Genomic DNA, 24,916 nt, shown 5'->3' with positions numbered 1-24,916 from the left:
TATGTCAAAAGATCAGATTGACGCATCAGATAGCGGAGATCCTGACCCCCGCACAATCTAAGGGATTCGGGTATCTCCTGATTTTGGGGAGGTAACAGCGATGATACAGAACATTACGTACGATGAACTCATTTTACGCATCATTATTTTACTAAGAGATGGAAAACGTAAAGAATTTAAAAACATTATGGAAGAACTTCAGCCTTATGATATGGCCTACTTATTCAAGGAGCTTCCAGAAAAACACCGCGGCCGCTTTCTCAGCTTTTTAACAGTCGATGACGTGACGGAAATGATGGGTGAACTGGAGCGGGAATATCAAGAGATTGTTCTTGAAAAAGTAGGGAAAGACAAAGCCACCTTCGTCACAAACAAAATGGATAACGATGATCTAGCCAACTTGTTTGATGAGATGGAGGATGAGCTGAAGGATCAGCTTTTATCTAACATGGAAGCAGAGGAATCCAAGGCCGTCCAGCTTCTCATGAATTACCCTGCTGAGACAGCAGGCCGGATCATGACCAATCGGTACGTTTGGATTCCGCAGCATTATACGGTTCAGGATGCCGTGGTGAAGCTGAAAAGCTTTGCTGAAATTGCAGAATCGATCAACTACTTATATGTCATAAATGATCAAAAACAGCTTGTAGGGGTACTCTCATACAGGGATCTTATTTTAGGTGAACCGGATGAAAAAGTGCAGGATCTTATGTTTACAAGAGTCATTGCCGTTGGTGCCTTTCAAGACCAGGAAGAAATCGCAAAGCTCATTGAGCGATATGATTTCCTTGCCATCCCTGTTGTAGAAGAGAACAATGTCTTAGTCGGAATTGTGACAGTCGATGATATCATTGATGTTGTGATTCAAGAGGCAGGAGAAGACTATGAAAAGTTTGCTGCCTCTGGTAAAGATATCACATTCGACACACCGGCATTTGTGGCGGCATACCGCCGTCTTCCATGGCTCATTTTGCTTCTATTCATTGGGCTGATTTCAGGCAGTATCTTGAATTATTTTGAAGATACCTTGCAGCAAGTCGTTGCTTTAGCATTCTTCATGCCGATGATTGCAGGTATGACAGGGAATACAGGGACACAGTCTCTAGCGGTTGTCATTAGAGGATTGTCAAAAGAAGAATTAACGAAAAAAACCATTATGCGCTTGATTTTCAGAGAGCTGAGAACAAGTATTTATATTGGGATTGTTTGTTCAATCATTATTACGGTCGTTGCCATGGTATGGCAGGGAAATATGATTTTAGGTTTTGTTGTTGGTTCCTCGCTTCTTGCAACACTGATTATTGGGACGATGGCAGGTACGGTCGTGCCGATTATTTTACACAGATTAAACGTCGACCCAGCCATTGCATCTGGACCGCTGATTACAACATTGAATGATATTTTATCCTTACTCATCTATTTTGGAATTGCAACAGCATTTCTTCATACACTGATGTAGTCAAAAGACTGTAAAATGTAACGTTTTACAGTCTTTTTTGAATAAAGATTGCATATAGCGCTTCCATCCTTTACATTTTAAGGAGAAGGTGGGAGAGAAAAATGAAGAAGTTGTTATTCATTTTCATGTGCATTGTTTTGCTAAGTGCATGTTCAAGAGAAGACGAGGGGAAAGACAGAAGACTTGTGGCATCAGAGCATATGCTAGAAGCGATAACTGAAGGAAATAAACGAAAAATGGAAAATGTCTATGTCGAAGGCGCAGTCCCAAGCCCAAGTGACATTCTTAAATCGAAAAAGGAATGGGGAATTGAGACGCTTTCTTATGAAGATTTCCAATTGGAAGAAGCCAGCATCCATGTCTTTCATGCAAATTATAAAGATGTAAACACTGGAGAAAAAAAGGCGCTTGCCTTTCGGGTGAAAGAAGATCCTGAAAAAGGCGGCGTACGAATTGACTTTGTAGGGGTTGTTGAAGGAACTGACGCTTCATCTAAATAAAAAGAATCGTTCATATGCTTGGCATAAGTTGAGATAATGTAAAAGGATAGAAGAGCTGAAAGAATGTCGCTCTATCTATCCTCTTTTTTATCACACATGTTCTTATTAATGAAAACAATGATCTGTCTCAGATCACATATTCGTAATGCCTATTAACTCCATAAATTGTGACAGAGCACTGGTCATGTACGAATCACGTCGCCTGATCAACACAGTGGGTACGATTCGATGTGGTTCTGGCAATGGATGACAGGTAAATTTGCCTTCTCCCCGAGATTCAACCATAGATTTTGGTAATATAGTCACTCCCAGCCCGCTTTCAACACATTTAAGGACGCCCTCTAACGTACCATATTCCATGACCTTCATAGGGGGATAGCCGTTGTTCTCTAGCCACTTTTGCCATCGTCCTAAATAAATACAATGGGCGAATGACGAGAGCAACGGCTCATGTAAAATAGATTCTACCTGGAATTGCTCCGTGGAGTAGCTTGTAATGAGAACGAGGGATTCTTCCAATACAGGATACTCGATGATTTCTGGATGAAGAATTGGCCCATCTACCAAGGCCCCGTCTACTTTGTAGTTGAGGATAGCGCTAACTTGGTCGACTGTAGGTGCCATATACAAGCTCAATTCTACTTGTGGAAATTTTTTGTGATATTCTGTGAAAATGCTGGGCAATCTTGTAGATGCGGTGGACTCTATAGATCCAATGTGTAAAGATCCTCGCGGAGTAGAGGAAAGCTTTACTGCTTCTATCGCTTCTTCGTAATCATATAGCAATTTATTTACATAGGGCAGTAGTTCACGTCCTGCAGGCGTTAAAGATATTTTCTTATGATATCGATAGAGAAGAGGTACACCTAACTCTTGTTCAAGACGTTGGATTCTTGCGGTGACATTGGACTGCACATAATTTAATTTTTGAGCAGCTTTTGTGATGCTTTGTTCAATGGCAACGGCTTTAAATACTTCCAAAGATTTAATATCCAAACTAACTCTCCTTTTTTGCATCATAAATTGTGATGATCTATATGCTATTTTTTGATTTTACGTGATCCAATGAAGTATGTAAACTAAATGATAGAAGAGGTTGATGCTCATTGCGTCCCTTTTATCTGATTGAGAGGAGAAAATGAGATTTTCTTAGCTGTGGCAATTAAACGTTTCCATTTAATAAGGAGGGAATCGATTGATTTCAAAGGTAAATATCGAAGAAAAATTTTCGCAAATAAATGATTATTGGAATCCTAGAATAAGTGGAGAGTTGAACGACTCATACATGAAAATGGTGAAAATTAAGGGTGAATTCATTTGGCATCACCATGATGATGAGGATGAAATGTTCTTTGTGTGGAAAGGCAATCTAGTCATCCGTTTTAGGGATAGGGAAATAACGCTTAATGAAGGAGAATTTCTTGTGATTCCAAAAGGAGTTGAACATCAGCCAATTGCTGAAGAAGAAGTTCACTTGCTCTTAATTGAACCCAAAACGACGCTAAACACGGGGAATGTGCTCAATGAACGAACTGTTTCGATTCCTGAACAAATTTGAAAAACTAAATCGTTAAAGATCAAGCATCTTAGGTGATAAATAGTTGAATGGTTGTTTTAGCTAATAACGAGGCTGCAATTGCTGCCTCGTTTTGTTGCTTCAATGATTCAGATGAGCTGTAACGCATTTGCTTTCACTACCTGAAATAAACTCTTCAGCAAGAATCAGTCTTTGGGTCAGTTTGTGCTTTCATCGTTTCATATTCAGGGCGATCAGATGCTAAGTCTATTTTGCTGAGTAAGCGATTGTTATTTAGTTCATCGATTTTTGTACCGGAAGTGCGCGTTGATCTGTCCTTCCAGCATTTTTTTCTTAAATTGACCACTTTTTAATGCCTGTTCTTTTTTCTTCATGTCTTTTAAAATTTCCGCTGTCTGCACACCATCTTCCCGTTTATTGGCGATATCCATTAAACGTTCTACATCAGAAAAAGAATATTTCCGTGTGCCTCTTGTTGAGCGCTGGGGGTAGATGAGTTTCCGTTCCTCATAATATCGGATTTGCCTGACGGAAAGTCCTGTTAATTCACTGACAATCCCGATTGAAATGACTTTTTTATCTTTATAAGATACATCTTCCTGCGTCATATCCTCACCCCTGCAAGTCTTTTCTTCATATTATATCCAACAGTCAGTAAAAAAACCTAACGTTTGTTAGATAATATAACACAGAAATGAATAAAGTGAAAAACAATGGAAGGAAAATTGACATATAAAGTGCAAATCATATCATGTGAACATATGATAAGAAAAAGAAAAAATGAGGAGGAGGCGCACTTGATGGAGAAAACACAGATCATCCGTATGGCAAAAGAAATCATCGCATTAGATGTGAAGAGGGATGAACTGCTGGAGCAGTTCATGCAGGCTGCGGGTCAGAATGCACATGCTCTTCTTAGAGCCGTACAAAATGATTTGTATAAAAAGTCCTCATAAGCACCCGATCCATATCCATTGATAGGAGGGGAGATGTCGTGCGGCGTATATTAAAAGAAGCTTTAGCGAAAGAAAGACATTATTATACGAAGCAGCTTTGCTCACTTGGGGTGTATAGCCCTGATATGACCAAGAACATGACAATTAGTGACTTAAAAAAAGAGTATCATTTCTTTTTCAACAAAACAGACCGCTATCTTTAACATCCCTTATCATGTGCACTGTCACATGAAGGGTTCTTTTTTTGCGTGTTTAATATTATAGCAATATTGAATTTTGTAGAAATTTGACGAATCAAATGTAAGAAAATATAGAGCCTTTACAGATTATGTTAAAATTTGTCGTAACTTGATGGTTTGCTGGAAAAGCTTTTTTTCGAGATGATTGTGAAAAATAAGAAGGATTTTAAAAGTTTATATCGAAATCTTATACATAACACGAATGGAGTCACTTATGTGGTTGAAAGGGTTTTCAAAAACGTACTTCTATTTTTTACGAAAGGCTCCAACTGCACCGCAAGAAAGCCTTGAAGTTAAAAAAATATTATAAGAGGTAGATATGTGATGAGACTATCGTTTAATGAAGAAGAAGTAGAACGTTCAATGACGCTTTACAAAGTTTTTGCAAGGGCATTTAAAAGCGTTTCCGAACACAGTATTAGAGACAGCAAGGAGCATGGATTTAATCCAACTGAATTTGCCGTTCTCGAATTACTGTATACGAGAGGTGCTCAAAAACTTCAGCAAATCGGCTCAAGACTCCTGCTTGTCAGCGGGAATGTGACGTACGTAATTGACAAGTTAGAACGAAATGGTTTCATTGAAAGAGAACAGGACCCAAAGGATAAGCGGTCAGTTTATGCCCATTTAACGGATAAAGGGCGCAGTTATCTGGATAAAATTTATCCAATCCATTCTCTTCGAATTGCGCGGGCGTTTTCTGGTCTTTCGCGTGAAGAACAGGAGCAATTAATTAGTCTGCTGAAAAAAGCAGGTATTCACAGTCAGCATTTGTTATTTAGATAAAACGAAAAGGTGCCATGGTTGGCACCTTTTTTATGTATCCAGCTGATGAGCAGGATAGGCGATAAATTTTTCAATATCACTAGCTGGAAGTGGCTTGGCATAATAAAAGCCTTGTAGATCGTCACAGCCCTGCGCAGATAAAAGTTGCGCTTGTGCAAAAGTTTCAACACCTTCAGCAATGACTTCTAGAGATAGCTGGTGCCCCATTGCAATAATAGCCCCTGTGATTTGCTCAGACTTTGAATCGCTCAAAATATCCTCGATAAATGATTTATCAATTTTCAGGCGGTGAATCGGCAAATCCTTCAAATAGCTTAAAGAGCTGTGGCCTGTACCAAAATCATCAATACTAATACGGACGCCAAGTTGTTTTAGAGATGTCAGTACTTGTTTTGACTGCTTGATGTTGTCCATTGTCATGCTTTCTGTCACTTCAAGCTCAAGAAGTGATGGTTGAAGGTCGTATTTTTTTAGCGTTAGTTTAATCAAATCAATTAAGTCTTCAGAGTTAAACTGCTTAGCAGATAAATTGACCGCTACAGGAATTTTCAATTGCTTGTCATACCACAATTTTGCCTGCTGACATGCCGTGTCAATGACCCACCTTCCAATATCGATGATCAGGCCGGATTCTTCAGCAAGTTCAATGAAAGCCTCGGGTGATTTTAGAGAACCGTCTGGTGCTTTCATTCTTAAAAGGGCTTCAACACCTGTCATCTGTCTTGTTTTGGCGCTGATTTGCGGCTGATAATGAAGCACAAACTGCTTTCTTTGAATGGCATCTCGTAGCTCCAGCTCGCGATTGAGTCTGTCCTCACTCAATCTCTCCATAGATTCAGTAAAAAATTCATAGCGGCTTTGTTTATGTTTCTTTGATAAATACATGGCCATATCTGCTTTTCTCATCAATTCCATACCATTCTTTCCGTTTTGCGGAGAGATGGCGATTCCAATACTAATGGATGTAATGAGCTGATGGTTTTGAATGAAAAAAGGACGTTCAAATTGGCGAATGATGTTTTTCAAAAGCTGTTCAATTTTATGTGTGTTATGCTCCATGTGAGGAAAGATCATTAAAAATTCATCCCCGCCAATTCTTGCAATAAAGCCATTGTCAGGCAAACATTTGGTTAGTCTGTTTGCGGCGGCTTTCAACAGCAGATCGCCTATGTTATGACCAAGGGCATCGTTAATAATTTTAAACCGATTTAAATCAAGAAAAAGAACAGCCGTTGACGTTTTTGTCTCTTCTTGAGCGGATAAAACATCATTTAAATGATTAATTCCGTGACGACGGTTCGGAAGTTCAGTTAGTGCATCATAATGTGCCATCACATGAATTTCTTTTTCAGCAATCTTCTGCTGGGTTAAATCCTTTAAAACGAGATAAATGCTGTCAAGTGTATGGTTGACGTGTACGGGTATGTATGTAACATGATAATAATAAAAACGATCTGCTGCTTTCAGTTCTGCTTCACGCGTAATTGCTTTTTTAGATTGATCAATAAAGTCTTCCCACATCTCAGTCGGCATGACGTATTGACTCACATCATCACCAATCCAGGAATTGCACATTTTCAAAATGTGTTTGCCTGGGTCATTCGCAGATATCACTTTTCGATCAACAGATAACACGATAATACCATCTATATTATGTTTGATCAGTGATTGGAACCGCTGTTCATTTTCTTTTAGCTGATCTGATTGGGACATAATCCGGTGATCAATATAGGCGCCGAAAATCATGAGTGATTGGACGATAAGTGTCATCAGGCCGATGAAAATGGACAGGCTGAATGGTGACATTTCAAGAGAACCACCCGCAGCGACCTGACCATCTGAATGAAAAAACATCGTCGAAGACGCCATGCCAGTGTAATGCATGCCCGCAATAGCACCGCCCATCATCAGTGCACCCGCTATTTTTAACAGCTGATCCTCCCGCCTTTTCTCAGAGCGATGGAGCCGGAAAAAAAGGTGTAATGAAAAGAATGAAGCGAGCGCACCAATAAAAAACGAAAGAAAAAAGAGAACAGGGTCATAGCTGATGGTGACATTGGCCATTGATTCCAATCCGAGGTAGTGCATGCTGCAAATAGCTGAGCCCATCGTGATCGAACTAATCAAAAGTCGTCTTGTGGAAAGTTGCTGCTGAATACATATTGAAAAAGCAATGAAAGAACCGATAAAAGAGGTCAAAATCGATAAAATGAGTAAGGGTGTTTCATATGTGATACCAGAGCGTAGATGAAACGCCATCATGCCAATAAAATGCATTGACCATATTCCCATCCCCATGATCATCGCACCAATGATCAACCATACTCTTTTCTTTGCGCCGCTCGACTGGATCACCCGGCTGGCTAATTGAAGAGCTGAGTAGGAGGCGACAGCGGCGACAGCCACTGACAGAAAGACAAGCCATCCGTTGTAGCTTCCTGTTAAATGTGTCATGTAAGAAAACCTCCTGTATCTAAAAACAGACATATACTTAATATATCGGATCAAGTGGCGCCTGTGTTCACTTTTCCTTTACTTAAAAAGGGCATTCAGCATTTTTTTTGAACATTTTTTATAGTAAAATCAAATTTAATGTAAAAAAACGAAGAAAAGTGAATCATTTTTGGTTTTTTATTCGTTTAATAGGTGGCACGGTACGATTTGCAAGCATAGCCTGTCAAACTGATTATGTGTGAAAGGGATTGATAAACATCGAAGATTTTATTATTTCATTAGCTGATGCCTTTAAGAATTTGTCGTACTTCGGCATCTTTCTTGCATTATGCATTGAATTTGTTCCTGCTGAAGTGGTGTTGCCTCTTGCAGGTTACTGGGTTTCAAAAGGGGACATGGCCTTCATCGGTGTTGTGGCTGCCGGTTCTATTGGCGGTGTGGCAGGCCCCTTGACCTTGTACTGGTTAGGGCGTTACGGAGGCAGACCCTTTTTAAATAAATATGGGAAGTATTTCTTTGTGAAACCTGAGTCACTTGATAAATCGGATGCCTTTTTTGAAAAGCATGGTGGATTTGTTGCGTTTAGCGGCCGGTTTATTCCAGGGGTCAGAACCCTTATTTCCATTCCGTGCGGGATTGCGAAGATGAATGTGTGGGTTTTTTGCCTGTATACGTTTTTGGCGATTACGCCGATTACATTTGTGTACGTGTATTTAGGATTTGTCCTTGGAGAGAACTGGCAAGAAGTTGGAACCATTTTAGAACCGTATGTATTGCCGATTGGAATTGGTATGCTCTTATTGTTTGTTCTCTACGTGTGGCTGAAACGAAGAAAAAGAAAAACAGAAACACCAACGGCTTAATCAATGGGTGGAGATAAAAAGTCACCTGTTGACAATCCGGGGTCTGTTGATTATGATATAAGTAATCTAAATATTCTTAATCCCACCAAAGGGGAGTAGCGTCCGGTTTTTACCGGAAACAAAGTCGTCATTACATGGAACCTCATTCCATCGGCTTTGTTGGCATGATTTACATATCACATGTCTAGCAAGACCTTTGCCATTTCAGGCAAAGGTCTTTTTTGCATTCATAAGCCTTTGTCTGTTGTGGGACAATAGATAAAAAATAAGGAGGAATGATGATGGATGCAGCAATTATTTTAGAGTACGGGTGGGTTCTTCTCGTATTGATTGGATTAGAAGGGATTTTAGCAGCTGATAATGCGCTGGTTATGGCTGTGATGGTCAAACACCTTCCTGAAAAACAAAGAAAAAAGGCATTGTTTTACGGACTTGCGGGAGCATTTGTCATGCGATTTGGTTCTCTTTTTCTTATTTCGTTTTTAGTAGATGTGTGGCAAGTTCAAGCCATTGGCGCAATTTATCTTCTATATATTTCGATTCACCATATTTTAAAATCGCACGTATTTAAGAAAAAGGAAGCAGACACAAACATGAAACAAAGCGGCTTTTGGGCAACCGTCGTGAAAGTTGAGCTTGCTGACATTGCATTTGCAGTAGATTCTATTTTAGCAGCTGTTGCATTAGCTGTGACTCTGCCAGCAACAAACCTTCCACAAATTGGCGGGCTTGATGGCGGTCAATTTATTGTCATTCTATTGGGCGGTATCATTGGTCTAGTGATCATGAGGTTTGCGGCGACTGTATTTGTGAAACTGCTTAAAACGAGACCAAGCCTAGAAACAGCAGCATTTGTCATTGTCGGATGGGTTGGCGTGAAGCTGACGCTCTATACACTTTCTCATCCAGCCATTGGGGTCGTGTCCTCTCATTTCATTCATTCAACATTATGGAAAGTCATTTTCTGGACGGTTCTTCTCGCAATTGCAGCATTTGGTTGGTTTTTATCAAGTCCATCAAGAAAAGGCGGCCAGCAAAACGAGGAAAAACAAGAGATGCGGCTGGAAGAGTAGGTTTTTTGAAAGAAATATCATTTCATTTTCATAACACGTATATTACAAAAAAGGGGGATACCCCCTTATTTCTTTGCTTTTAAACGAAACGTTGTAAAGTAGATAAAGAAATACATGTCACAATTGAGTAACAGGAAATGAATTCCTCATTTCTTCCTTTGCGCTTCCCTCATAAATTAGCTATCATAAATGAGTAATATAGGGAGAACTGAGGTGAAACCATTGCTTAGCCTTTTGTTTAAAAAGGGAAAGAAAAAGCAAACATTAGAGCAGTCGGCAATCAACATCCAACAGGGTGATACCGAGCTGCAAAATGCATTAATCGAGCAATACAAACCATTTGTCGCTAAGACGGTTTCATCCGTTTGTAAACGATATATAGATGAAAAAGATGATGAATTCAGCGTAGGCTTAATTGCCTTTAATGAAGCGATAGAAAAATACTCTGCCGAAAAAGGCAACTCACTCCTTGCATTTGCGGAGTTAATTATTAAAAGAAAAGTAATCGACTATATTCGAAAAGAAGCAAGAAACGCGCCAACGGTTCAAATGGACCTTCAAGAAAGTGAGAATGGCGAGTACTCGCAAAGCATGATTGAAGCAGAGCTTTCTGCAAATGAATATAGGCGTTTAATTGAACAAGAACATAGAAGAGAAGAGATTGAACATTTTAAAGAACGATTGAAAGTATATGGTCTTACGTTTCAAGAACTGCTTGAGCATTCACCAAAGCATGCGGATGCGAGACAAAATGCCATTAAAGTGGCCCATACACTCGTTAAGCACGATGAACTGAGAACCATTTTATTTCAGAAAAAACAATTGCCAGTCAAACAGCTGGAAAAGCTAGTGGAAGTCAGCCGCAAAACGATTGAGAGAAATAGAAAATATATTATTGCGATGGCGATCATTATGACAGGTGATTATGTGTATTTGAAAGATTACCTTAAAGGGGTGCTTAATTCATGAGAAGAGGCATTATAGTAGAGAAAAACAAAAAATATGTCACACTGCTGACCCCTGATGGACAATTTCTGCGGACAAAGTATGAACAGCAAGACTATGAAATCGGTCAAGAAGTGACGTTTCCGAATGAATCACGTCTCGAAAGAAAAAGAGCCGGTTTTTTTGACCTGCTTCGTTTACGTCCGTTAAATGCAGGAATTCTATCAATTGCAGCAATTATTGTCGTGATCTTCACTATGATGCCATCTTTCTCAAGTCAAAAAGCATATGCATATATGACGATTGACATTAACCCAAGTTTTGAGCTGAAACTCGATCACAATTATCAAGTGATCGGTGTCACTCCGCTGAATAAAGATGCGAAGCAAGTACTGGCCAGTATGAAAGATTTAGAAAAAAACGACATGACCAAAGTCGTGCAGGAAATCATCGATGATTGTGATAAAAAAGGATACGTGAACCACTCTAAAAGCATTTATATTTCAACTGTTTATGAAAACAAGCAGGATCATACATACAAAACAAACGTAAAAAGTAAAATCAGCACCATCTCGGGGGAATATCAAAAGCGCAATTATAAGCTAGAAACTGTGGAAGGTGACCTGGAAACAAGAGAAAAGGCACAAAAAGCAGGCATTTCAACAGGAACTTATATTAGAAATCAAGAAATGCAAGAAAACGAACAAGAGGACGTTAAAAAAGAAGATGAAGATCCAGCAGATGACGAGGCTGTCAAAGAAGAAGAGCCGAAAAATGCTGATGAAGATCAAAAAGACGAAGACAAAAAAGAAGACATCAAGACAGACGGTAGCGATGAGATGCAGCCGGATAAAGAGGCTCCTGAAGGCGAAGACAAAGAGCAGAAGGAAGTTGAGAGGGAAGAGCAAGGAGCTGTTCAAAAGCCTCACCAAACAAGCCCTAATCTTGACAAAAAAGAGAAAAAGGGAAAAGAAGAAAAGGACCGCCCTTTTGAAAAAGACAAAGAGCAAAAAAAAAATCACTCAACTGATCCTGATGAAAAAAGACATCCAAATGGCACATCACGTGGTGATGCTGAAAAGCATGTAAAAAAAAACGACAGTGGTCAGAATCGTCCGTACGTCGAACGTAACAGAAATGACGTCAAACAAAAAGGGAAAAATACACCGCCTTCATACCGTGAAAACCGGGATGAGCCTACATATGAACAGTAAAAAAACGCCAGAATAGATCCGGCGTATTTCACCATGTCTTTATTTAGTTGAATGGCCCATTTGAGATTGCGCCTGCTGTACGAGTCTTTTTGTCATCTCGCCGCCAACAGAACCGTTTGAACGTGCGACTGTATCTGAACCGAGAGTCACGCCAAATTCTTGAGCGATCTCGTATTTAAATTGATCTAATGCTTGTTCTACTCCAGGAACAAGAAGTTGATTTCGATTTGCCATCACAGATTCCTCCTTTCACCTCATGTTTGTTGCGCCTTCTTATTTTGAAAAAAACAGCCTGCAATTATGCTGGCAATTGCTGCACAAAAAAGCCGAGGTGATGAAGGTCACCTCGGGCTCAGTTTTAAGCCTTTTTCAGCTGAAGCGTATTAAACATCATTTCTTGCGCTGTGCTTTGCAAGTGAGAAGTGAAAACGGAGAAAACTGTGGAACTGATAATGCCTTTAATCAATTGCCATTGCGGCTTCGTCAATTCTGTAAACTCTTCGTGGAGCTTGTCCGTCTGCTCTTCTGTCATTTCTCGTAAATTCGTTTCCTTTAATGGAAAATGTGTATGGTGATAAATAAAATCAAGGACGTGCGCATATGCTTCATAAAAACGGATGGGGCTGATAATATCATCCGTTCGATCTGTGATCGTATTAAATAAGGCAGATAAGATCATACGAATAGAATCAAAATCAAATACTGATTTTAAATCCCGGACAATTAATAAAATAACGACCTGATCAATGGAGTACTTCTTGCCAAGCTCTGGATGGCCGATCATATCTTTAATATCGCGCTTGATCCAGTTTTGAATGGCTGTCGATTTAAGAGAAGTCAGCTCACACAAGTTGCCAAGCTCAACGATTTCGTTCGTTGAAAGCCCGTGCTCTGATTTTTGCTTCCGCCGTTCGAGTTTTTCAAAAAACGAAGGGATTTTTAATTCATCATATTCATGTTCCTTATCGCTTTTTACAGATAAATTCAAAAGCTGAAGCGGAGTCAGATCTCCCTCGCCTTTTAGAGAATACAGAAGTCTCGTCATGTCAATTCTCGTTAATTTAAAAGTCACCATGTTCCACCTCATTTGTACGTCAAAAACGTGATTATTGATCTAATTCAACATCATAATCTCTTTTTAATGAAAATGCAAAATAAACTAAAATAGGACCGCTGCGTCACAATTTGTTCACTTTTTAGCGGATGCAAGTAGCGTAATCATTGAAATGACGAGGTTTGAGCCAGTATGATAAACATAGAAAACGATTCCTTTTTCCTTGCAATTTGAGACGTTTATTTTTATAATTTTATTAATAAGTTCAAATGAACTTAATATGACAGCGGAGGTTATGTATGGGTAAAAGAATATTTCTGTTTATATTAACGAACATTCTTGTTATCACTACGATTGGTATTGTCCTATCGGTTATTAGTGCAGCAACTGGTGTTGGTTCTTATATAGGAGCAGACGGAAGACTTAATATCCTTTATCTTCTTGTATTCAGTGCAGTTGTTGGTTTTGTAGGCTCGTTTATGTCACTAGCGATGTCTCGCTGGATGGCAAAAATGATGATGGGTGTGCGTGTGTTAAATCCAGAAAAGGATTCTTTAACATATGATGAGCAGCAGCTTGTTGACCGCGTTCACAGACTATCAAGAGCAGCAGGCCTTTCTAAAATGCCTGAGGTCGGTATTTACCAATCATCTGAAGTAAATGCATTTGCGACAGGTCCTTCTAAAAGAAGATCGCTTGTTGCCGTATCAACTGGATTGCTTCATGAAATGGATGATGCAGCAGTTGAAGGGGTTATCGCTCACGAAGTCGCTCACGTAGCGAACGGTGACATGGTTACAATGACGTTACTTCAAGGAATCGTCAACACGTTTGTTGTCTTCCTTTCAAGAATTGCGGCATGGATCGCAAGCCGTTTCGTTCCACGTGAAGAGCTTGTGCCGATTGTTCACTTTATCGCTGTGATCGTCTTCCAAATTATTTTCTCTATCTTAGGAAGCCTTGTCGTATTTGCTTACTCTAGACATCGCGAATTCCATGCAGACCGCGGCGGTGCGGACCTTGCAGGAAAAGATAAAATGATTCATGCGCTCCGTTCACTAGAGGCGTATACATCAAGAATTAAAGATGATGATCAAACAGCTGTTGCTACACTGAAAATCAGTGGTAAAAGAAAAGCTTCTCTTTTCTCAACACACCCTGATTTAAACGAAAGAATTAGAAGACTCGAAGCAAAATAAGAAAGATCAAAAGACATTCTGCGTAAGGATGTCTTTTTCTTTTTGATGAAAAAGTAAATAAAGCACAAAATACCTTTAAAATCTTCTTTCTTTTCATTAAAATGATATAGTATTCGAAAAGAAAGATAAAAGAAGGAATAACCATGAATCCAATGAAAAAACTAATCGACCGGCTGTCGGCTTTTCAGTTGATTGCCCTTTATTATTTTCTTGCTGTGACCGTGTCGTTCATTCTACTCAGTCTGCCAGTGGCTCACCAAGAAGGAGTCAAATGGACATTTATTGATGCGCTGTTTACAGCTGTGAGTGCAGTCAGTGTCACGGGTCTGACTGTTGTCGATACGTCACAAACATTTAGTGTGACCGGGATGTGGATCCTTGCATTTGTTTTGCAAATCGGGGGTATCGGCATTATGACCCTTGGTACATTCGTCTGGCTGGTTATGCGAAAAAGGATCGGCATTAAAGAAAGAAAATTAATTATGGCAGACCAAAACCAGAGCAACTTATCAGGAATTGTAAAACTCATGAAGCAGGTCTTATATTTAATCTTACTGATTGAGTTTGTAGGCGGTCTGATTTTAAGTATGTATTTTCTAAAGTATTACGATGTGCAAGGTGCTTTTTTACACGGATTTTTCTCTAGTATCAGTGCCACAACCAATGGAGGATTTGATATTACTGGAAATTCGTTAATTCCTTATAAAGATGACTATTTCGTCCAATTTATTACGATGCTTCTCATCATTTTTGGCGCTATTGGCTTTCCGGTACTTGTCGAAGTAAAGGATTATTTATTCAATCAAGACCGAAAACATGCATCGTTTTCATTGTTTACGAAAATTACAACAATCACGTTTGGCCTGCTTGTTGTCGTTGGGGCAATTGGGATTTATGCACTTGAAGCCCGGTTTACTTTTCTAGGGAAGAGCTGGCATGAAATCTTGTTTTATTCTTTGTTTCAATCAACAGCTACCAGAAGTGGCGGGCTTTCGACATTAGATATTACGCAATTGACAGAGCCGACACTGTTATTTTTATGTTTGCTGATGTTTATCGGGGCATCTCCAAGCTCGGTAGGGGCGGAATTCGGACAACCACGTTTGCCCTTAATTTACTTGCTTTGTTTCATTTTGCGAGAGGAAATAAGTCCATTAAAATCTTTAAAAGAGAGCTTCATCAAGCGGACATTAATAAATCCCTCATGGTGACGATGATGGCCTTTATTTTAGTGTTTGGTGCTACGTTTCTGTTAACTTTATCAGACCATCATACACTTCTTGAAACTTTATTTGAAGTTTGTTCTGCCTTCGGAACAACGGGACTGTCGCTCGGAATTACGTCTGACTTGTCCGTATTTGGTAAGTGTATTATTATGGTCGTCATGTTTATAGGACGGATTGGAATTCCAAGCTTCTTGTATTTAATTGGCCGCCGGGAAAGTGAAGCGAATTATCATTATCCGAAAGAGCGTGTGATCATCGGCTAACTAGCATTCCTACTGAATGCTGGTTTTTTTTATTTCCATTATATAACTGGCTAAATCACAAAGGATGTTCGCAATCTATAGGTAAGAGGTGAAAGAGACGTGCTGGATGTGTTATGGAAAGCAATTGTAATGCTGCTCGTTGGTACCTTGCTGCTGAGAATAGCAGGACCTAAATCCATTAGTCAATTGACGGTTCAACAGACAGTCATCATGATTTCAATTGGATCGATTATTATCCAACCCTTTATTGAGCATAATTTACTTGAAACCATTTATGCGGCCGCCATTTTTATTGTGGCGCTTGTGATTATGGAAAAGCTGTCGATCCAATTTGATTTTTTTGAAAAATTGGTTTCAGGGAAGTCTGTGGTGATTTTAGAGGATGGAGAAATGCTTGATCACAAGCTAAAAAAAACGCGGCTGACAAGGGACCAATTCAAAATGCGCTTAAAGCAGCAGGGCATCACAGACATCAGCAGTCTCAAAAAAGCAACGCTAGAAGCGAATGGGCAAATTGGATATGAGTTAAAGCCTGAGGAAAAACCAGTGACAGTCAAACAAATGAAAGAGCTGTTTGATCAATTGAGCGAAGAACTAAACATGTTAAAAAGGAATGATGACAAGTGAAAAGAAAAGCAGCAAAAAATGAAGCACTCACGAATAATATGACGCCTACAGAAAGCATGGCACACGATCAAGGACAAACACAATTTGACGAGCAATCAGAAGACCGCCAGGCGAACCGAAATTCTCATCAAGGGAAACAGGGGGGAGCGTCTCGTGACTAAAAAACATGTGAAAAGTAAAGATATGAAAGACCATAAAAAACCGATGAACCCCGATATCTTGGAAGAGGAATTTGGCAGCGAGCTGGGAGATATAAACAGCAGTAAATGGATTGATACCTTAATGAAGCCTAAAAAAAACGATGAATGTCACACTGAACAGAAAAACAAAAAATAAATAGAAAAAAACGATCCAGAGAGATCGTTTTTTCTATTTAATATAACTGTTTTGTCTGCCAGTAATGGTTCTCATCAGGCTGGTCATTTTGAGCTCGATGACTGGTTGTGCAACAGTTTTAACAAATGTACTAGATAGGGTAAAGGTTAAGAGGACCGTAAGTAGCAATAGAATCAATACACTTGCCGTATTTAGAGCCCAATCATCAAACCAAGTCGTTCTTAAAAGCTTAATCACAAAGCCATGAAGTAAATAGACATATAACGTTCTTGTGCCCCATTTGGTAAAGAAGAACCGGCGTGTAGGGACTAATGCAAAGAAACTAAAGGTAGCAGCAAATGCAAGTAAATACCATACCATTCGTTTCATCGCTGCAATGAGTCCTTCATCTCCAAGAGAAGCGTAAGACTGTGACCCAAATAAAAAGGAATAATCGAATTCATAAAAATAGCAAAACATGAACACGGCCATCAGTACAAGAAGTGCAGTCAGTTTCCCTTTGCTTGTTCGGATAAATTCAAAGTGCTGCTTTTTTAAATAAAAGCCAGCTAAAAACATCGGCAAAAAGACAAATGTACGAGATAGGCTGAGTGTATCGCTAATGCTGTCCACGTAACCGACAAGTAACGCCATCGATAAACTGACGATCATTGCCCAGTGGAATGGCAGTTTTGAAAAAGGAATAAGTAGTAAGTTCCAAAAGAATAAACTGATTAAAAACCATAAAGACCATTGCGGATCAATCGGATTTAAGTTAGAGATGCTTTGATCCTGTAAGAAATAATAATACACAGAATAGATGACCTGAAAAATCAAATATGGGATGATCAGCTTAACAGCGACTTTTTTCATAAAACCTGGTTTTCTAAAACCTTTGGCAAAGAAGCCAGACACCAATATAAAAGCGGGCATATGGAATGTATAAATAAATTTATATAAGTAGAGTATCCAGTCATTATCATGTATGAATGACCGTAACAAATGACCAAAAACAACTAGAAAAATCAGAAGAAATTTTGCATTATCAAAATAACTGTCTCTCGTTGATGTCATAACATCACCTTTCCTGCTTCATTTCGAACATAAACGTTCTAAGTGCACTGTTCCCTCATTTGCCCCATTTTAAAATACAAATTGGCTCATTTCGCTATTTGATGTGAAATTGTAGAGCGGTTGTAAAAGAAGCGTAAGAAAAGAGAATTGTTATACAATCGTGTCATCCAAATGAAACAAATGAAGCAAGCCTCGTGTAAAAAGTTCTCTTTTTTTATGAGTCGAATGAAGGAACAATGAAAATCTTGTAGAAATATTGTAGAGGAATGAGGCTGGAAAAGGAGTGTAAGAGAATGACTGAAACGCTCGATGGTGCGAAAAATATCAGAAAATTAGAAAAAGAAAACGAATATTTGCGAAATGAATTGATACAGCACAAAATGCTGTTAAATAAGACGTTAGATGCCATTTTTATATTTGATCAGCACCTCAACATTATCCAAGCCAATGAAGCGACATGCAGGCTTGTCCAAACACCGAAAGAAGACCTCCTCAATAAATCCGTTCTAGATTTCCTATACGGCATTCCGAAAAACAAAATTGACTGCTCACTTGAGATTTTTTTTCGAAAAGGAACTTTAAAAAGAGAGATCTCCATTCAACTTGAAAATGGAGAGACAAAATATATTGAATTTGCAGCAGAGCACGACGTGGTGAATCAACAATATATTGTCGTCATGCGTGATATTTCTTCAAAGAAAATATTAGAGCGAGAACGCTCGATGAATGAGCAGCTGTTTAAAGATTTATTTGATCGAGCGATTGACGGTATGGTCATTTTTGATCAGGATGGTTGTATGATTGACGCCAATCACTCTTTTTGCCAGAGCTTTGAACTTCAAAAAACAGATTTAACAGACCGCTACTTAAATGAATTTGTTGAAGAAGAAAATCTTCCAGCGCTCCAGCAGCTCTTAACTTCATTGAAAGAAACAGGGAAAGCAAAGGGAGAACTTCCTGTTACCCTTCAATCTGGGCAGCACAAATTATTCGAACTGACCATCACATCCAATGTGATGAGTGGTTTTTACATGTCCATCATGCGTGATATTACAGAAAAAAGATTAATGGAAGAAAAGCTGCTAAAAAGTGAAGAACGTTTTAGAGAAATATTCGAAAATGCGATGGATGCCATCATCATTTGGGCGGATGATGGAGAAATTGTCAGGGCAAATGAATCAGCCTGCCGAATTTTCGAATTACCGATGCATCAGCTGATTGGCAAGAAACTCATGGATTTTCTAGTCAAATCTGATCGCAGATACCGGCCGACAAGAAGACGGTATATCAGGAATCTTGAAATCAGAGAAGAACTCCTCTTTAGAATGGCGAATGGCCAATTCAAAGAGCTTGAGTTCACCTCTAAGCATGCGGTATTAGAAGGACAGCACTTAACCATTTTACGGAATGTCAGTGACAGAAAGCGAATGGAAGAGGAGCTGCGAGAAAGTGAGCTCAAATTCCGTAAAGTATTTAATGGCTCTATGGATGGCATTGTTCTTTTCGATAATCAATACCGGATTATAGATGTGAATCCTTCTGCAAGTGAACTGCTTGGCCTCAAAGATGATCACTTAACGGAAATGAACCTTTTTCATATCCTTGCGCCATATCAAATTGAAAATTTGGCGCAGCCAGCTCAGGCGATGTCATTAGACGAGATGGACAATGAAGTTCCCTTTGTGCTGAACCATCCAGATCAACGTATTTTGGAGTTTTCTTTTAAACGAAATATTATTCATAACATGAATTTGGCCATCTTTAGAGATGTGACTGAACGCAAGGAATTAGAGGAGCGGGTAAGAAAATCGGATACGCTTCATGTTGTCGGAGAGCTTGCCGCAGGAATTGCTCATGAAATTAGAAATCCAATGACGGCTTTAAAAGGCTTCATTCAGCTGCTCAAAGGAAACATTGAAGGGGAGTATTCGCTCTATTTTAATGTCATCACATCAGAGCTAAAAAGAATCGAATCCATCATTACAGAATTTTTGATTTTAGCGAAACCGCAGGCCATCATCTATGAAGAAAAAAATGTCGTGCAAATTGTCAAAGACACGATGGACCTTCTTCACGCACAGGCCAATCTTGGCAATGTACAAATGCATTTAGATGTGCTGGATGATATTCCGCTCATCTACTGTGAACAAAATCAATTGAAGCAAGTCTTTATTAACATTTTAAAAAATGCGATTGAAGTAATGCCTCAGAAAGGAAATGTATACGTGAGCATTCAAAGGAAGGGGGAGGAGCACATTGTGATTTCTCTTCGTGATGAAGGCTGCGGCATGACAGAGGATAAACTAAAGCGTCTCGGAGAACCATTTTATACAACAAAAGAAAGAGGCACTGGACTTGGGTTAATGGTTAGTTATAAAATTATTGAAGAGCATCAAGGAACCATTGAAGTAGAGAGTGAAGAAGGGGTCGGAACAGTGTTCCATCTCACGCTTCCACTCCGGCAGCAGAAACAAGAAGGGGAGCTTTAATGTGTATTATACAGTCTATACCGCACCAATCGGGGCATTATATATACTAGAGAAAGATGGTGCCATCATTGAAGTGAAGTTTGATGATGAATCGTTTTTGGTCAAAGAACAGAGAGACCATTTTAAACAAGAAGACACGCCTGTATTAAAAGAAGCGAAAAAACAGCTGGATGAATATTTTAAGGGCGATCGGAAAGTGTTCGATCTCCCGCTCAAGCAAGCAGGCTCTCCGTTTCAAGAGCAAGTGTGGGAGGCACTTTCTACTATTCCGTATGGTGAATCAAAGAGCTATGCTGATATTGCAGAAGCGATCAGTAATCCAAAGGCTGTCAGAGCCATTGGACAAGCTAATAGACGCAATGCATTGCCTATTTTTATCCCGTGTCACCGGGTCATTGGAAAAGACAGGACTCTGACTGGTTATGCAGGGACGAAGACAGGGATGAAAGCGATCCTGTTAGAATTAGAAGGCATCCCATTTGTTCAAAAATAAATGAATTGACCTGTTCCAAATGTTTAGTGAGCGACATATCCTTTTATTAAGCTAAAAAAGTTGGTCTGGGGAAAAAGGAGGCTGCTAACATGTTATGGGGCAAAAAAGATAAAATGTACGCCGTCACATCACTATGTGTCAAAATGAACGTGTTGACAGAAGAACAGAAAAAAGAAATATTAGCAAAAACAAACGAAACAAAAAAGCGCGGTGCTCTTAAATGATAAGAATCCCGCGCTTTTGTTTGATTAAAGTGACACGCTTTCAGTAAATAGTGCATCAATCTCTTCTGTATAGTTGGAAGTGATAATGCCTTTTTCTGTAATGATCCCGGAAATGAGATGGTGAGGAGTGACATCAAAGGCAGGGTTAAATACCTGCACGTCAGGAGGCGCTATTTGGATGCCGTTTAATTCCTTTACTTCCTGCGGGTCGCGTTCTTCAATCGGAATATCTGACCCATCCTGAGTTGACACATCAAAGGTCGAAAGAGGCGCTGCCACAAAAAATGGAATTTGAAAGTGTTTAGCCAAAATAGCCAGACTTAACGTTCCAATTTTATTTGCTGTATCACCGTTTCTAGCGATTCGATCTGCACCAACAATAACGGCAGAAATTTGTTTTTCTTTCATCGTATGGGCTGCCATATTATCCGTGATAAGCGTCACATCTACGCCGCCCTGCATCAATTCCCATGTCGTCAGACGAGCGCCTTGAAGGACAGGACGTGTTTCACATGCGTAAATGTGAAGATCGAGGTTTTTCTTTTTCGCTAAATAAAAGGGTGCAAGCGCTGTTCCGTAGCGGCTTGTGGCAATGGAGCCTGCGTTACAAATGGTCATAATTCGATCACCAGATTTAAAGAGCTGAAGAGCATTTTGACCGATTTGCCGGCATGTTTCTTCATCTTCGATTTGAATTTGAATGGCTTCATGGACAAGATCAGTTTTGGCTGCATTCACCGAAGCAGCACGCTCAATGCGCTGATAAAGCCGGTCTAATGCCCAGGCAAGGTTCACAGCGGTTGGACGAGCACTGTTTAAATAATCTTTCAGGCGAGCGACTTCTCGCTTAAAGATATCAATGTCTTCTGTATCAATCTCTTGTGCACTGAGTGCAAGCCCAAAAGCCGCTGTAATGCCAATAGCAGGTGCTCCGCGCACTTTTAGCGTCACAATGGCATCATACACATCTTCTTTTGTATATAAATGCTCAAACACGGTTTCAGCGGGTAATTTTTGCTGATTCAAAATGTTGATACGGTTTTCTTCCCATTCGACGGAACGGGGAACTTCAAATTCTTTAGACAAAACTCGTCACTCCTTTACAGTTTGCTGGAATAATGCGACGAGGTCAGACGCTGTTTCCACTGCATGATTTTGTTTGATCAATGTTTTTCCTAGTGTAAGTGCTGCTTTTTTCTGCTGAAGCCTTCTAGAATGTGATGGAATCGCATCGAGATCAGCCGCATGCGCAAGACCGATGGTTCGGCGAACAAGCTCACAGCCAGCAAAGCCGGTGGCTTCTTTTAAAATACGGTCAAAGGTTGTTTCTAAAAAGCTGTCCGATACACTAAACGCTTCAATACTGTCTTCTTTCCATGCTTTTGTGAACACTTCTTTGAATGTTGCCCACACATTGACGACATGATCAAAAAGGTGCTGCTGATCCTGCTCATTCTCATGAGATAAAGCATTGATGAACAGATTGGCAATAAAGTGACCGATATCGAATCCGAAAGGACCGTAAAAAGCGAACTCTGGATCAATGATTTTCGTTTCCGTTTCGTTTGCAAAAATACTGCCTGTATGAAGATCTCCATGTACCAGTGTTTCAGCAGAGGTTAAGAAGATCCGTTTCAATTCGGCTGCTTTTGCTTGCAGTTCAAGATCAGCCCATAGTGCTTTTGCCTCTTCTCTTAATTCCTCTTCGAAGTCATTCGTTTCGCTGTCAAAGAAAGGATCTGTGAAGACGAGTTTCTCTGTAATGTCACAAAGATCAGGGTTTGTAAACTGCTTCACGAATTGTTTTTTGATTTTAGGATTTGTGGCAAAGTCAGACGTGTAAAATAGTGTTTTGCCTAAAAATTCTCCGACATGATCTGATAAATACGGATAATGTTTTCCGGCAATTAGCCCTTTTCTGACGATTTCAAGGTGTGATAGATCCTCCATTGCCGTCACTGCAAGAGCTGTATCCGAATAATAGACGGCTGGTACGAGATGTGGTGCATACTCTGATTGCTTGATGAGTGCTGCACTTTCAATTCTTGCGCGGTCTAATGTCAGCGGCCAGCTTTCTCCAACGACCTTTGCATAAGGAAGAGCCTGCTTGATAATCAGTCCTTTTGCTTGTTTGTGATCATAAATATGAAAGACGTAATTTAAATTTCCGTCGCCAATTTCAGTGCAGGTCAAATGACTGCTCTCTTGAATCAATCCAAGTCTAATGGCTAATGCAACTGCCGAACTCTCTGTTAATTCTTCATATGATGCCGTAAGTGTAACCAATTGCTTCCCCTCCAAATCATATAAAAAAGCCTCTTTCTCCTGAGAGAAAGAGGCTTGATGGCGTGTATGCTCGAAGCCTCTCTTATCTCTCAGCACATACGTCTGATGGAATTAGCACCGTGCCCTATAAGACAATGAATTGTCTTGGCGCTGTTCTTGCTGCGCCCCACTTCACAGTGGTATTAACGGTCGGTTGCTGTTGGGGTCAAAAGGCCAAATCCCTCGCCCAACTCTCGATAAGAGAAATCAATATGTAATTGTTTCATGTCTGCTTGCATTTCTTAATTCTAGATATTATCAGAGCTGCAGTTCACATGTCAATCTTTTTTCAAAATTGCTTTACAATTCATAAAACAATCCATTACAGTGATTGTATTGTCACGTAACTTGAATAGAAGGTGAAAAAATGGAATTCCAGCAATCAGATGTATTGAAACATTTACCGAAACAATTTTTTGCGTCGCTTGTTCAAAAAGTGCAGAAAAAAATGCAGGAAGGGGCAGATGTGATTAATTTAGGTCAAGGAAATCCTGATCAGCCCACTCCTCCACATATTGTGAAAGCGATGCAGGAAGCGGTAGCAAAACCTGAAAATCATCAATACTCCTCATTCCGCGGGACAGCGAAACTAAAAAAGGCCGCAGCTGCTTTTTATGAAAGAGAATATGGCGTCACGCTTGACCCAAAGACAGAGATTGCTATCTTATTTGGAGGAAAAGCGGGACTAGTCGAATTGCCGCAATGTTTACTGAATCCAGGTGATACGCTGCTTGTTCCAGACCCAGGATATCCTGATTACTGGTCAGGCGCTGTGCTTGCCGGAGCTCATATGGTCACAATGCCTCTTCTTGAACAAAATGATTTTTTGCCTGACTACCACCAACTGTCAGAAGAGGATAAGAATCAAGCAAAATTGATGTACTTAAATTACCCAAATAATCCGACTGGTGCGACTGCAACCCGGACATTTTTTGAAGATACTGTTGCGTTTGCGAGTGAAAATAATATGTGTGTAGTCCATGATTTTGCATATGGTGGCATAGGATTTGACGGCGAAAAGCCCCTCAGTTTCCTGCAAATAGACGGAGCAAAAGAGACAGGTATTGAAATATATACATTGTCCAAAACGTATAATATGGCTGGCTGGAGAGTCGGTTTTGCAGCAGGGAATGCCTCTGTAATCGAAGCCATTGAGCTTTATCAGGATCACCTGTTTGTGTCACTGTTTAAAGCAACTCAAGATGCAGCAGCAGAAGCACTTTTAAGCGATCAAACGTGCGTCCAAGTACAAAATGATCGGTACGAAAATAGACGAAACACTTGGATTGCTGCATGCAAAGAGATTGGCTGGGACGTCAGTGCGCCAAAGGGCTCGTTTTTTGCTTGGTTAAAGGTGCCTGAAGGGTATACATCTGAAACTTTTTCTGATGTATTATTAGAAAAAGCACATGTTGTTGTTGCACCGGGGAATGGCTTTGGTGCTCACGGTGAAGGCTACGTCAGAGTCGGTCTTTTAACAAGTGAGGAGCGGCTAAAGGAAGCCGCTGATCGTATCGCTGCCTTGCAGTTATTTGAAAAAAAGCCATTGACAACGTAAAAAAATGGTGCGATAATTCAGGCAATATTTAAGAAAATTGAAT

At 39.8% G+C, this 24,916-nt stretch carries 26 protein-coding genes, 1 pseudogene and 2 riboswitches; of the genes and pseudogenes, 19 read left to right on the top strand and 8 right to left on the bottom strand.

Features of this window, described 5'->3' with window-relative positions:
* The first annotated feature begins 100 nt into the window (after window positions 1–100).
* The gene (gene mgtE, locus KFQ09_RS03210; RefSeq protein WP_007498785.1) at window positions 101–1,459 is read left to right on the top strand and encodes a magnesium transporter; all 1,359 of its coding nucleotides are present in this window, start codon (window positions 101–103) and stop codon (window positions 1,457–1,459) included.
* A 101-nt stretch (window positions 1,460–1,560) separates the two neighbouring features.
* Window positions 1,561–1,959 (top strand): hypothetical protein, encoded by a 399-nt coding sequence (locus KFQ09_RS03205; RefSeq protein ID WP_025207231.1) that lies wholly within the window; start codon window positions 1,561–1,563, stop codon window positions 1,957–1,959.
* A gap of 132 nt (window positions 1,960–2,091) precedes the next feature.
* Here KFQ09_RS03205 and KFQ09_RS03200 read toward each other — a convergent pair whose 3' ends face one another.
* Window positions 2,092–2,955: a LysR family transcriptional regulator gene (locus KFQ09_RS03200; RefSeq protein ID WP_056704864.1), complete on the bottom strand. Its 864-nt coding sequence runs from the start codon at window positions 2,953–2,955 to the stop codon at window positions 2,092–2,094.
* A gap of 199 nt (window positions 2,956–3,154) precedes the next feature.
* Between KFQ09_RS03200 and KFQ09_RS03195 the strand changes: the two genes are divergently transcribed.
* Window positions 3,155–3,517, top strand: coding sequence for a cupin domain-containing protein (locus tag KFQ09_RS03195; protein ID WP_017367108.1), 363 nt, complete (start codon window positions 3,155–3,157; stop codon window positions 3,515–3,517).
* Window positions 3,518–3,774: 257 nt separating this feature from the next.
* Here KFQ09_RS03195 and KFQ09_RS03190 read toward each other — a convergent pair whose 3' ends face one another.
* Entirely contained in the window at window positions 3,775–4,104 is a 330-nt protein-coding gene (locus KFQ09_RS03190) for a MerR family transcriptional regulator (RefSeq protein WP_008361347.1), read from the bottom strand.
* Window positions 4,105–4,296: 192 nt separating this feature from the next.
* Here KFQ09_RS03190 and KFQ09_RS03185 point away from each other — a divergent pair, with 192 nt between their 5' ends.
* The 3 genes from KFQ09_RS03185 (at window position 4,297) to KFQ09_RS03175 (ending at window position 5,477) form a co-directional block, all read left to right on the top strand.
* A complete protein-coding gene (locus KFQ09_RS03185; RefSeq protein ID WP_008346151.1) occupies window positions 4,297–4,452 on the top strand; it encodes a hypothetical protein in 156 nt (51 codons plus the stop codon).
* Between the two features lie 38 nt (window positions 4,453–4,490).
* The gene (locus KFQ09_RS03180; protein ID WP_008346148.1) at window positions 4,491–4,655 is read left to right on the top strand and encodes a hypothetical protein; all 165 of its coding nucleotides are present in this window, start codon (window positions 4,491–4,493) and stop codon (window positions 4,653–4,655) included.
* 357 nt (window positions 4,656–5,012) lie between these two features.
* Window positions 5,013–5,477: a MarR family winged helix-turn-helix transcriptional regulator gene (locus KFQ09_RS03175; protein ID WP_088004396.1), complete on the top strand. Its 465-nt coding sequence runs from the start codon at window positions 5,013–5,015 to the stop codon at window positions 5,475–5,477.
* Window positions 5,478–5,507: 30 nt separating this feature from the next.
* On the opposite strand, the gene KFQ09_RS03170 is transcribed toward KFQ09_RS03175, so the two are convergent.
* On the bottom strand, window positions 5,508–7,931 hold the full coding sequence (locus KFQ09_RS03170; RefSeq protein WP_255836015.1) for a bifunctional diguanylate cyclase/phosphodiesterase: 2,424 nt from the start codon (window positions 7,929–7,931) through the stop codon (window positions 5,508–5,510).
* Between the two features lie 248 nt (window positions 7,932–8,179).
* On the opposite strand from KFQ09_RS03170, the gene KFQ09_RS03165 reads away from it, so the two are divergent.
* The 4 genes from KFQ09_RS03165 to KFQ09_RS03150 all read left to right on the top strand — a co-directional run bounded on the left by KFQ09_RS03165 (window position 8,180) and on the right by KFQ09_RS03150 (window position 12,026).
* Window positions 8,180–8,794, top strand: coding sequence for a DedA family protein (locus KFQ09_RS03165; RefSeq protein WP_007498772.1), 615 nt, complete (start codon window positions 8,180–8,182; stop codon window positions 8,792–8,794).
* A gap of 78 nt (window positions 8,795–8,872) precedes the next feature.
* A riboswitch (yybP-ykoY riboswitch) is annotated at window positions 8,873–8,979 on the top strand.
* 90 nt (window positions 8,980–9,069) lie between these two features.
* Window positions 9,070–9,867, top strand: coding sequence for a TerC family protein (locus KFQ09_RS03160; RefSeq protein WP_370648311.1), 798 nt, complete (start codon window positions 9,070–9,072; stop codon window positions 9,865–9,867).
* A 213-nt stretch (window positions 9,868–10,080) separates the two neighbouring features.
* Complete coding sequence (sigI, locus tag KFQ09_RS03155; protein WP_008346139.1) at window positions 10,081–10,836, top strand: RNA polymerase sigma factor SigI; 756 nt, start codon at window positions 10,081–10,083, stop codon at window positions 10,834–10,836.
* Window positions 10,833–12,026 carry an anti-sigma-I factor RsgI family protein gene (locus KFQ09_RS03150; RefSeq protein WP_048003404.1) on the top strand — a complete coding sequence of 398 codons (1,194 nt, stop codon included), beginning with the start codon at window positions 10,833–10,835 and terminating at the stop codon, window positions 12,024–12,026. The genes sigI and KFQ09_RS03150 overlap by 4 nt, the downstream gene beginning before the upstream one ends.
* Window positions 12,027–12,065: 39 nt before the next feature.
* Here KFQ09_RS03150 and KFQ09_RS03145 read toward each other — a convergent pair whose 3' ends face one another.
* Both KFQ09_RS03145 and KFQ09_RS03140 read right to left on the bottom strand, forming a co-directional pair.
* Window positions 12,066–12,260 (bottom strand): alpha/beta-type small acid-soluble spore protein, encoded by a 195-nt coding sequence (locus KFQ09_RS03145; RefSeq protein WP_017367112.1) that lies wholly within the window; start codon window positions 12,258–12,260, stop codon window positions 12,066–12,068.
* A 124-nt stretch (window positions 12,261–12,384) separates the two neighbouring features.
* A complete protein-coding gene (locus tag KFQ09_RS03140) occupies window positions 12,385–13,101 on the bottom strand; it encodes a DUF1836 domain-containing protein (protein ID WP_017367113.1) in 717 nt (238 codons plus the stop codon).
* A gap of 278 nt (window positions 13,102–13,379) precedes the next feature.
* Here KFQ09_RS03140 and htpX point away from each other — a divergent pair, with 278 nt between their 5' ends.
* From htpX to KFQ09_RS03115, 5 genes and pseudogenes are all read left to right on the top strand, one after another.
* Entirely contained in the window at window positions 13,380–14,279 is a 900-nt protein-coding gene (gene htpX / locus KFQ09_RS03135; protein ID WP_007498762.1) for a protease HtpX, read from the top strand.
* 143 nt (window positions 14,280–14,422) lie between these two features.
* Window positions 14,423–15,768: pseudogene (locus KFQ09_RS03130) on the top strand (TrkH family potassium uptake protein).
* A gap of 99 nt (window positions 15,769–15,867) precedes the next feature.
* The gene (locus KFQ09_RS03125) at window positions 15,868–16,395 is read left to right on the top strand and encodes a DUF421 domain-containing protein (protein ID WP_017359458.1); all 528 of its coding nucleotides are present in this window, start codon (window positions 15,868–15,870) and stop codon (window positions 16,393–16,395) included.
* A complete protein-coding gene (locus tag KFQ09_RS03120) occupies window positions 16,392–16,556 on the top strand; it encodes a hypothetical protein (protein WP_017367114.1) in 165 nt (54 codons plus the stop codon). The genes KFQ09_RS03125 and KFQ09_RS03120 overlap by 4 nt, the downstream gene beginning before the upstream one ends.
* Complete coding sequence (locus KFQ09_RS03115) at window positions 16,549–16,731, top strand: hypothetical protein (protein ID WP_008346122.1); 183 nt, start codon at window positions 16,549–16,551, stop codon at window positions 16,729–16,731. The genes KFQ09_RS03120 and KFQ09_RS03115 overlap by 8 nt, the downstream gene beginning before the upstream one ends.
* A 33-nt stretch (window positions 16,732–16,764) precedes the next feature.
* Here the strand turns inward: KFQ09_RS03115 and KFQ09_RS03110 are convergent, their stop codons facing one another.
* A complete protein-coding gene (locus KFQ09_RS03110) occupies window positions 16,765–17,784 on the bottom strand; it encodes an acyltransferase family protein (protein WP_017367116.1) in 1,020 nt (339 codons plus the stop codon).
* A gap of 293 nt (window positions 17,785–18,077) precedes the next feature.
* Between KFQ09_RS03110 and KFQ09_RS03105 the strand changes: the two genes are divergently transcribed.
* From KFQ09_RS03105 to KFQ09_RS03095, 3 genes are all read left to right on the top strand, one after another.
* Window positions 18,078–20,273: a PAS domain-containing sensor histidine kinase gene (locus KFQ09_RS03105; RefSeq protein ID WP_008346118.1), complete on the top strand. Its 2,196-nt coding sequence runs from the start codon at window positions 18,078–18,080 to the stop codon at window positions 20,271–20,273.
* A gap of 1 nt (window position 20,274) precedes the next feature.
* Window positions 20,275–20,766, top strand: a complete 492-nt coding sequence (locus tag KFQ09_RS03100) for a methylated-DNA--[protein]-cysteine S-methyltransferase (RefSeq protein ID WP_255836014.1) — start codon at window positions 20,275–20,277, stop codon at window positions 20,764–20,766.
* 89 nt (window positions 20,767–20,855) lie between these two features.
* Window positions 20,856–20,990: a hypothetical protein gene (locus KFQ09_RS03095; protein ID WP_017359454.1), complete on the top strand. Its 135-nt coding sequence runs from the start codon at window positions 20,856–20,858 to the stop codon at window positions 20,988–20,990.
* 24 nt (window positions 20,991–21,014) lie between these two features.
* On the opposite strand, the gene mtnA is transcribed toward KFQ09_RS03095, so the two are convergent.
* The gene (gene mtnA, locus KFQ09_RS03090; protein WP_129548252.1) at window positions 21,015–22,076 is read right to left on the bottom strand and encodes an S-methyl-5-thioribose-1-phosphate isomerase; all 1,062 of its coding nucleotides are present in this window, start codon (window positions 22,074–22,076) and stop codon (window positions 21,015–21,017) included.
* Between the two features lie 6 nt (window positions 22,077–22,082).
* Window positions 22,083–23,276, bottom strand: a complete 1,194-nt coding sequence (gene mtnK, locus KFQ09_RS03085) for an S-methyl-5-thioribose kinase (RefSeq protein ID WP_255836013.1) — start codon at window positions 23,274–23,276, stop codon at window positions 22,083–22,085.
* A 79-nt stretch (window positions 23,277–23,355) separates the two neighbouring features.
* Window positions 23,356–23,519, bottom strand: a riboswitch (SAM riboswitch).
* 163 nt (window positions 23,520–23,682) lie between these two features.
* On the opposite strand from mtnK, the gene KFQ09_RS03080 reads away from it, so the two are divergent.
* A complete protein-coding gene (locus tag KFQ09_RS03080; RefSeq protein ID WP_008346111.1) occupies window positions 23,683–24,873 on the top strand; it encodes a pyridoxal phosphate-dependent aminotransferase in 1,191 nt (396 codons plus the stop codon).
* The last annotated feature ends 43 nt before the right edge of the window (window positions 24,874–24,916 follow it).

It is taken from the genome of Bacillus sp. FS02, from assembly GCF_024398395.1.
In the GTDB taxonomy this organism is placed as follows: domain Bacteria; phylum Bacillota; class Bacilli; order Bacillales; family Bacillaceae; genus Bacillus; species Bacillus altitudinis.
Note: the sequence above shows the minus strand (reverse complement) of the source record. Positions and strands in the feature narration are given on the sequence as shown.

Excerpts from the sequence above, each read along its gene's own strand:
- mgtE (WP_007498785.1), top strand. The coding sequence starts at position 101 with ATGATACAGAACATTACGTACGATGAACTCATTTTACGCATCATTATT.
- KFQ09_RS03205 (WP_025207231.1), top strand. The coding sequence starts at position 1,561 with ATGAAGAAGTTGTTATTCATTTTCATGTGCATTGTTTTGCTAAGTGCA.
- KFQ09_RS03190 (WP_008361347.1), bottom strand. The coding sequence starts at position 4,104 with ATGACGCAGGAAGATGTATCTTATAAAGATAAAAAAGTCATTTCAATC.
- KFQ09_RS03185 (WP_008346151.1), top strand. The coding sequence starts at position 4,297 with ATGGAGAAAACACAGATCATCCGTATGGCAAAAGAAATCATCGCATTA.
- KFQ09_RS03170 (WP_255836015.1), bottom strand. The coding sequence starts at position 7,931 with ATGACACATTTAACAGGAAGCTACAACGGATGGCTTGTCTTTCTGTCA.
- KFQ09_RS03160 (WP_370648311.1), top strand. The coding sequence starts at position 9,070 with ATGATGATGGATGCAGCAATTATTTTAGAGTACGGGTGGGTTCTTCTC.
- KFQ09_RS03150 (WP_048003404.1), top strand. The coding sequence starts at position 10,833 with ATGAGAAGAGGCATTATAGTAGAGAAAAACAAAAAATATGTCACACTG.
- KFQ09_RS03145 (WP_017367112.1), bottom strand. The coding sequence starts at position 12,260 with ATGGCAAATCGAAATCAACTTCTTGTTCCTGGAGTAGAACAAGCATTA.
- KFQ09_RS03140 (WP_017367113.1), bottom strand. The coding sequence starts at position 13,101 with ATGGTGACTTTTAAATTAACGAGAATTGACATGACGAGACTTCTGTAT.
- htpX (WP_007498762.1), top strand. The coding sequence starts at position 13,380 with ATGGGTAAAAGAATATTTCTGTTTATATTAACGAACATTCTTGTTATC.
- KFQ09_RS03110 (WP_017367116.1), bottom strand. The coding sequence starts at position 17,784 with ATGACATCAACGAGAGACAGTTATTTTGATAATGCAAAATTTCTTCTG.
- KFQ09_RS03105 (WP_008346118.1), top strand. The coding sequence starts at position 18,078 with ATGACTGAAACGCTCGATGGTGCGAAAAATATCAGAAAATTAGAAAAA.
- KFQ09_RS03095 (WP_017359454.1), top strand. The coding sequence starts at position 20,856 with ATGTTATGGGGCAAAAAAGATAAAATGTACGCCGTCACATCACTATGT.
- KFQ09_RS03080 (WP_008346111.1), top strand. The coding sequence starts at position 23,683 with ATGGAATTCCAGCAATCAGATGTATTGAAACATTTACCGAAACAATTT.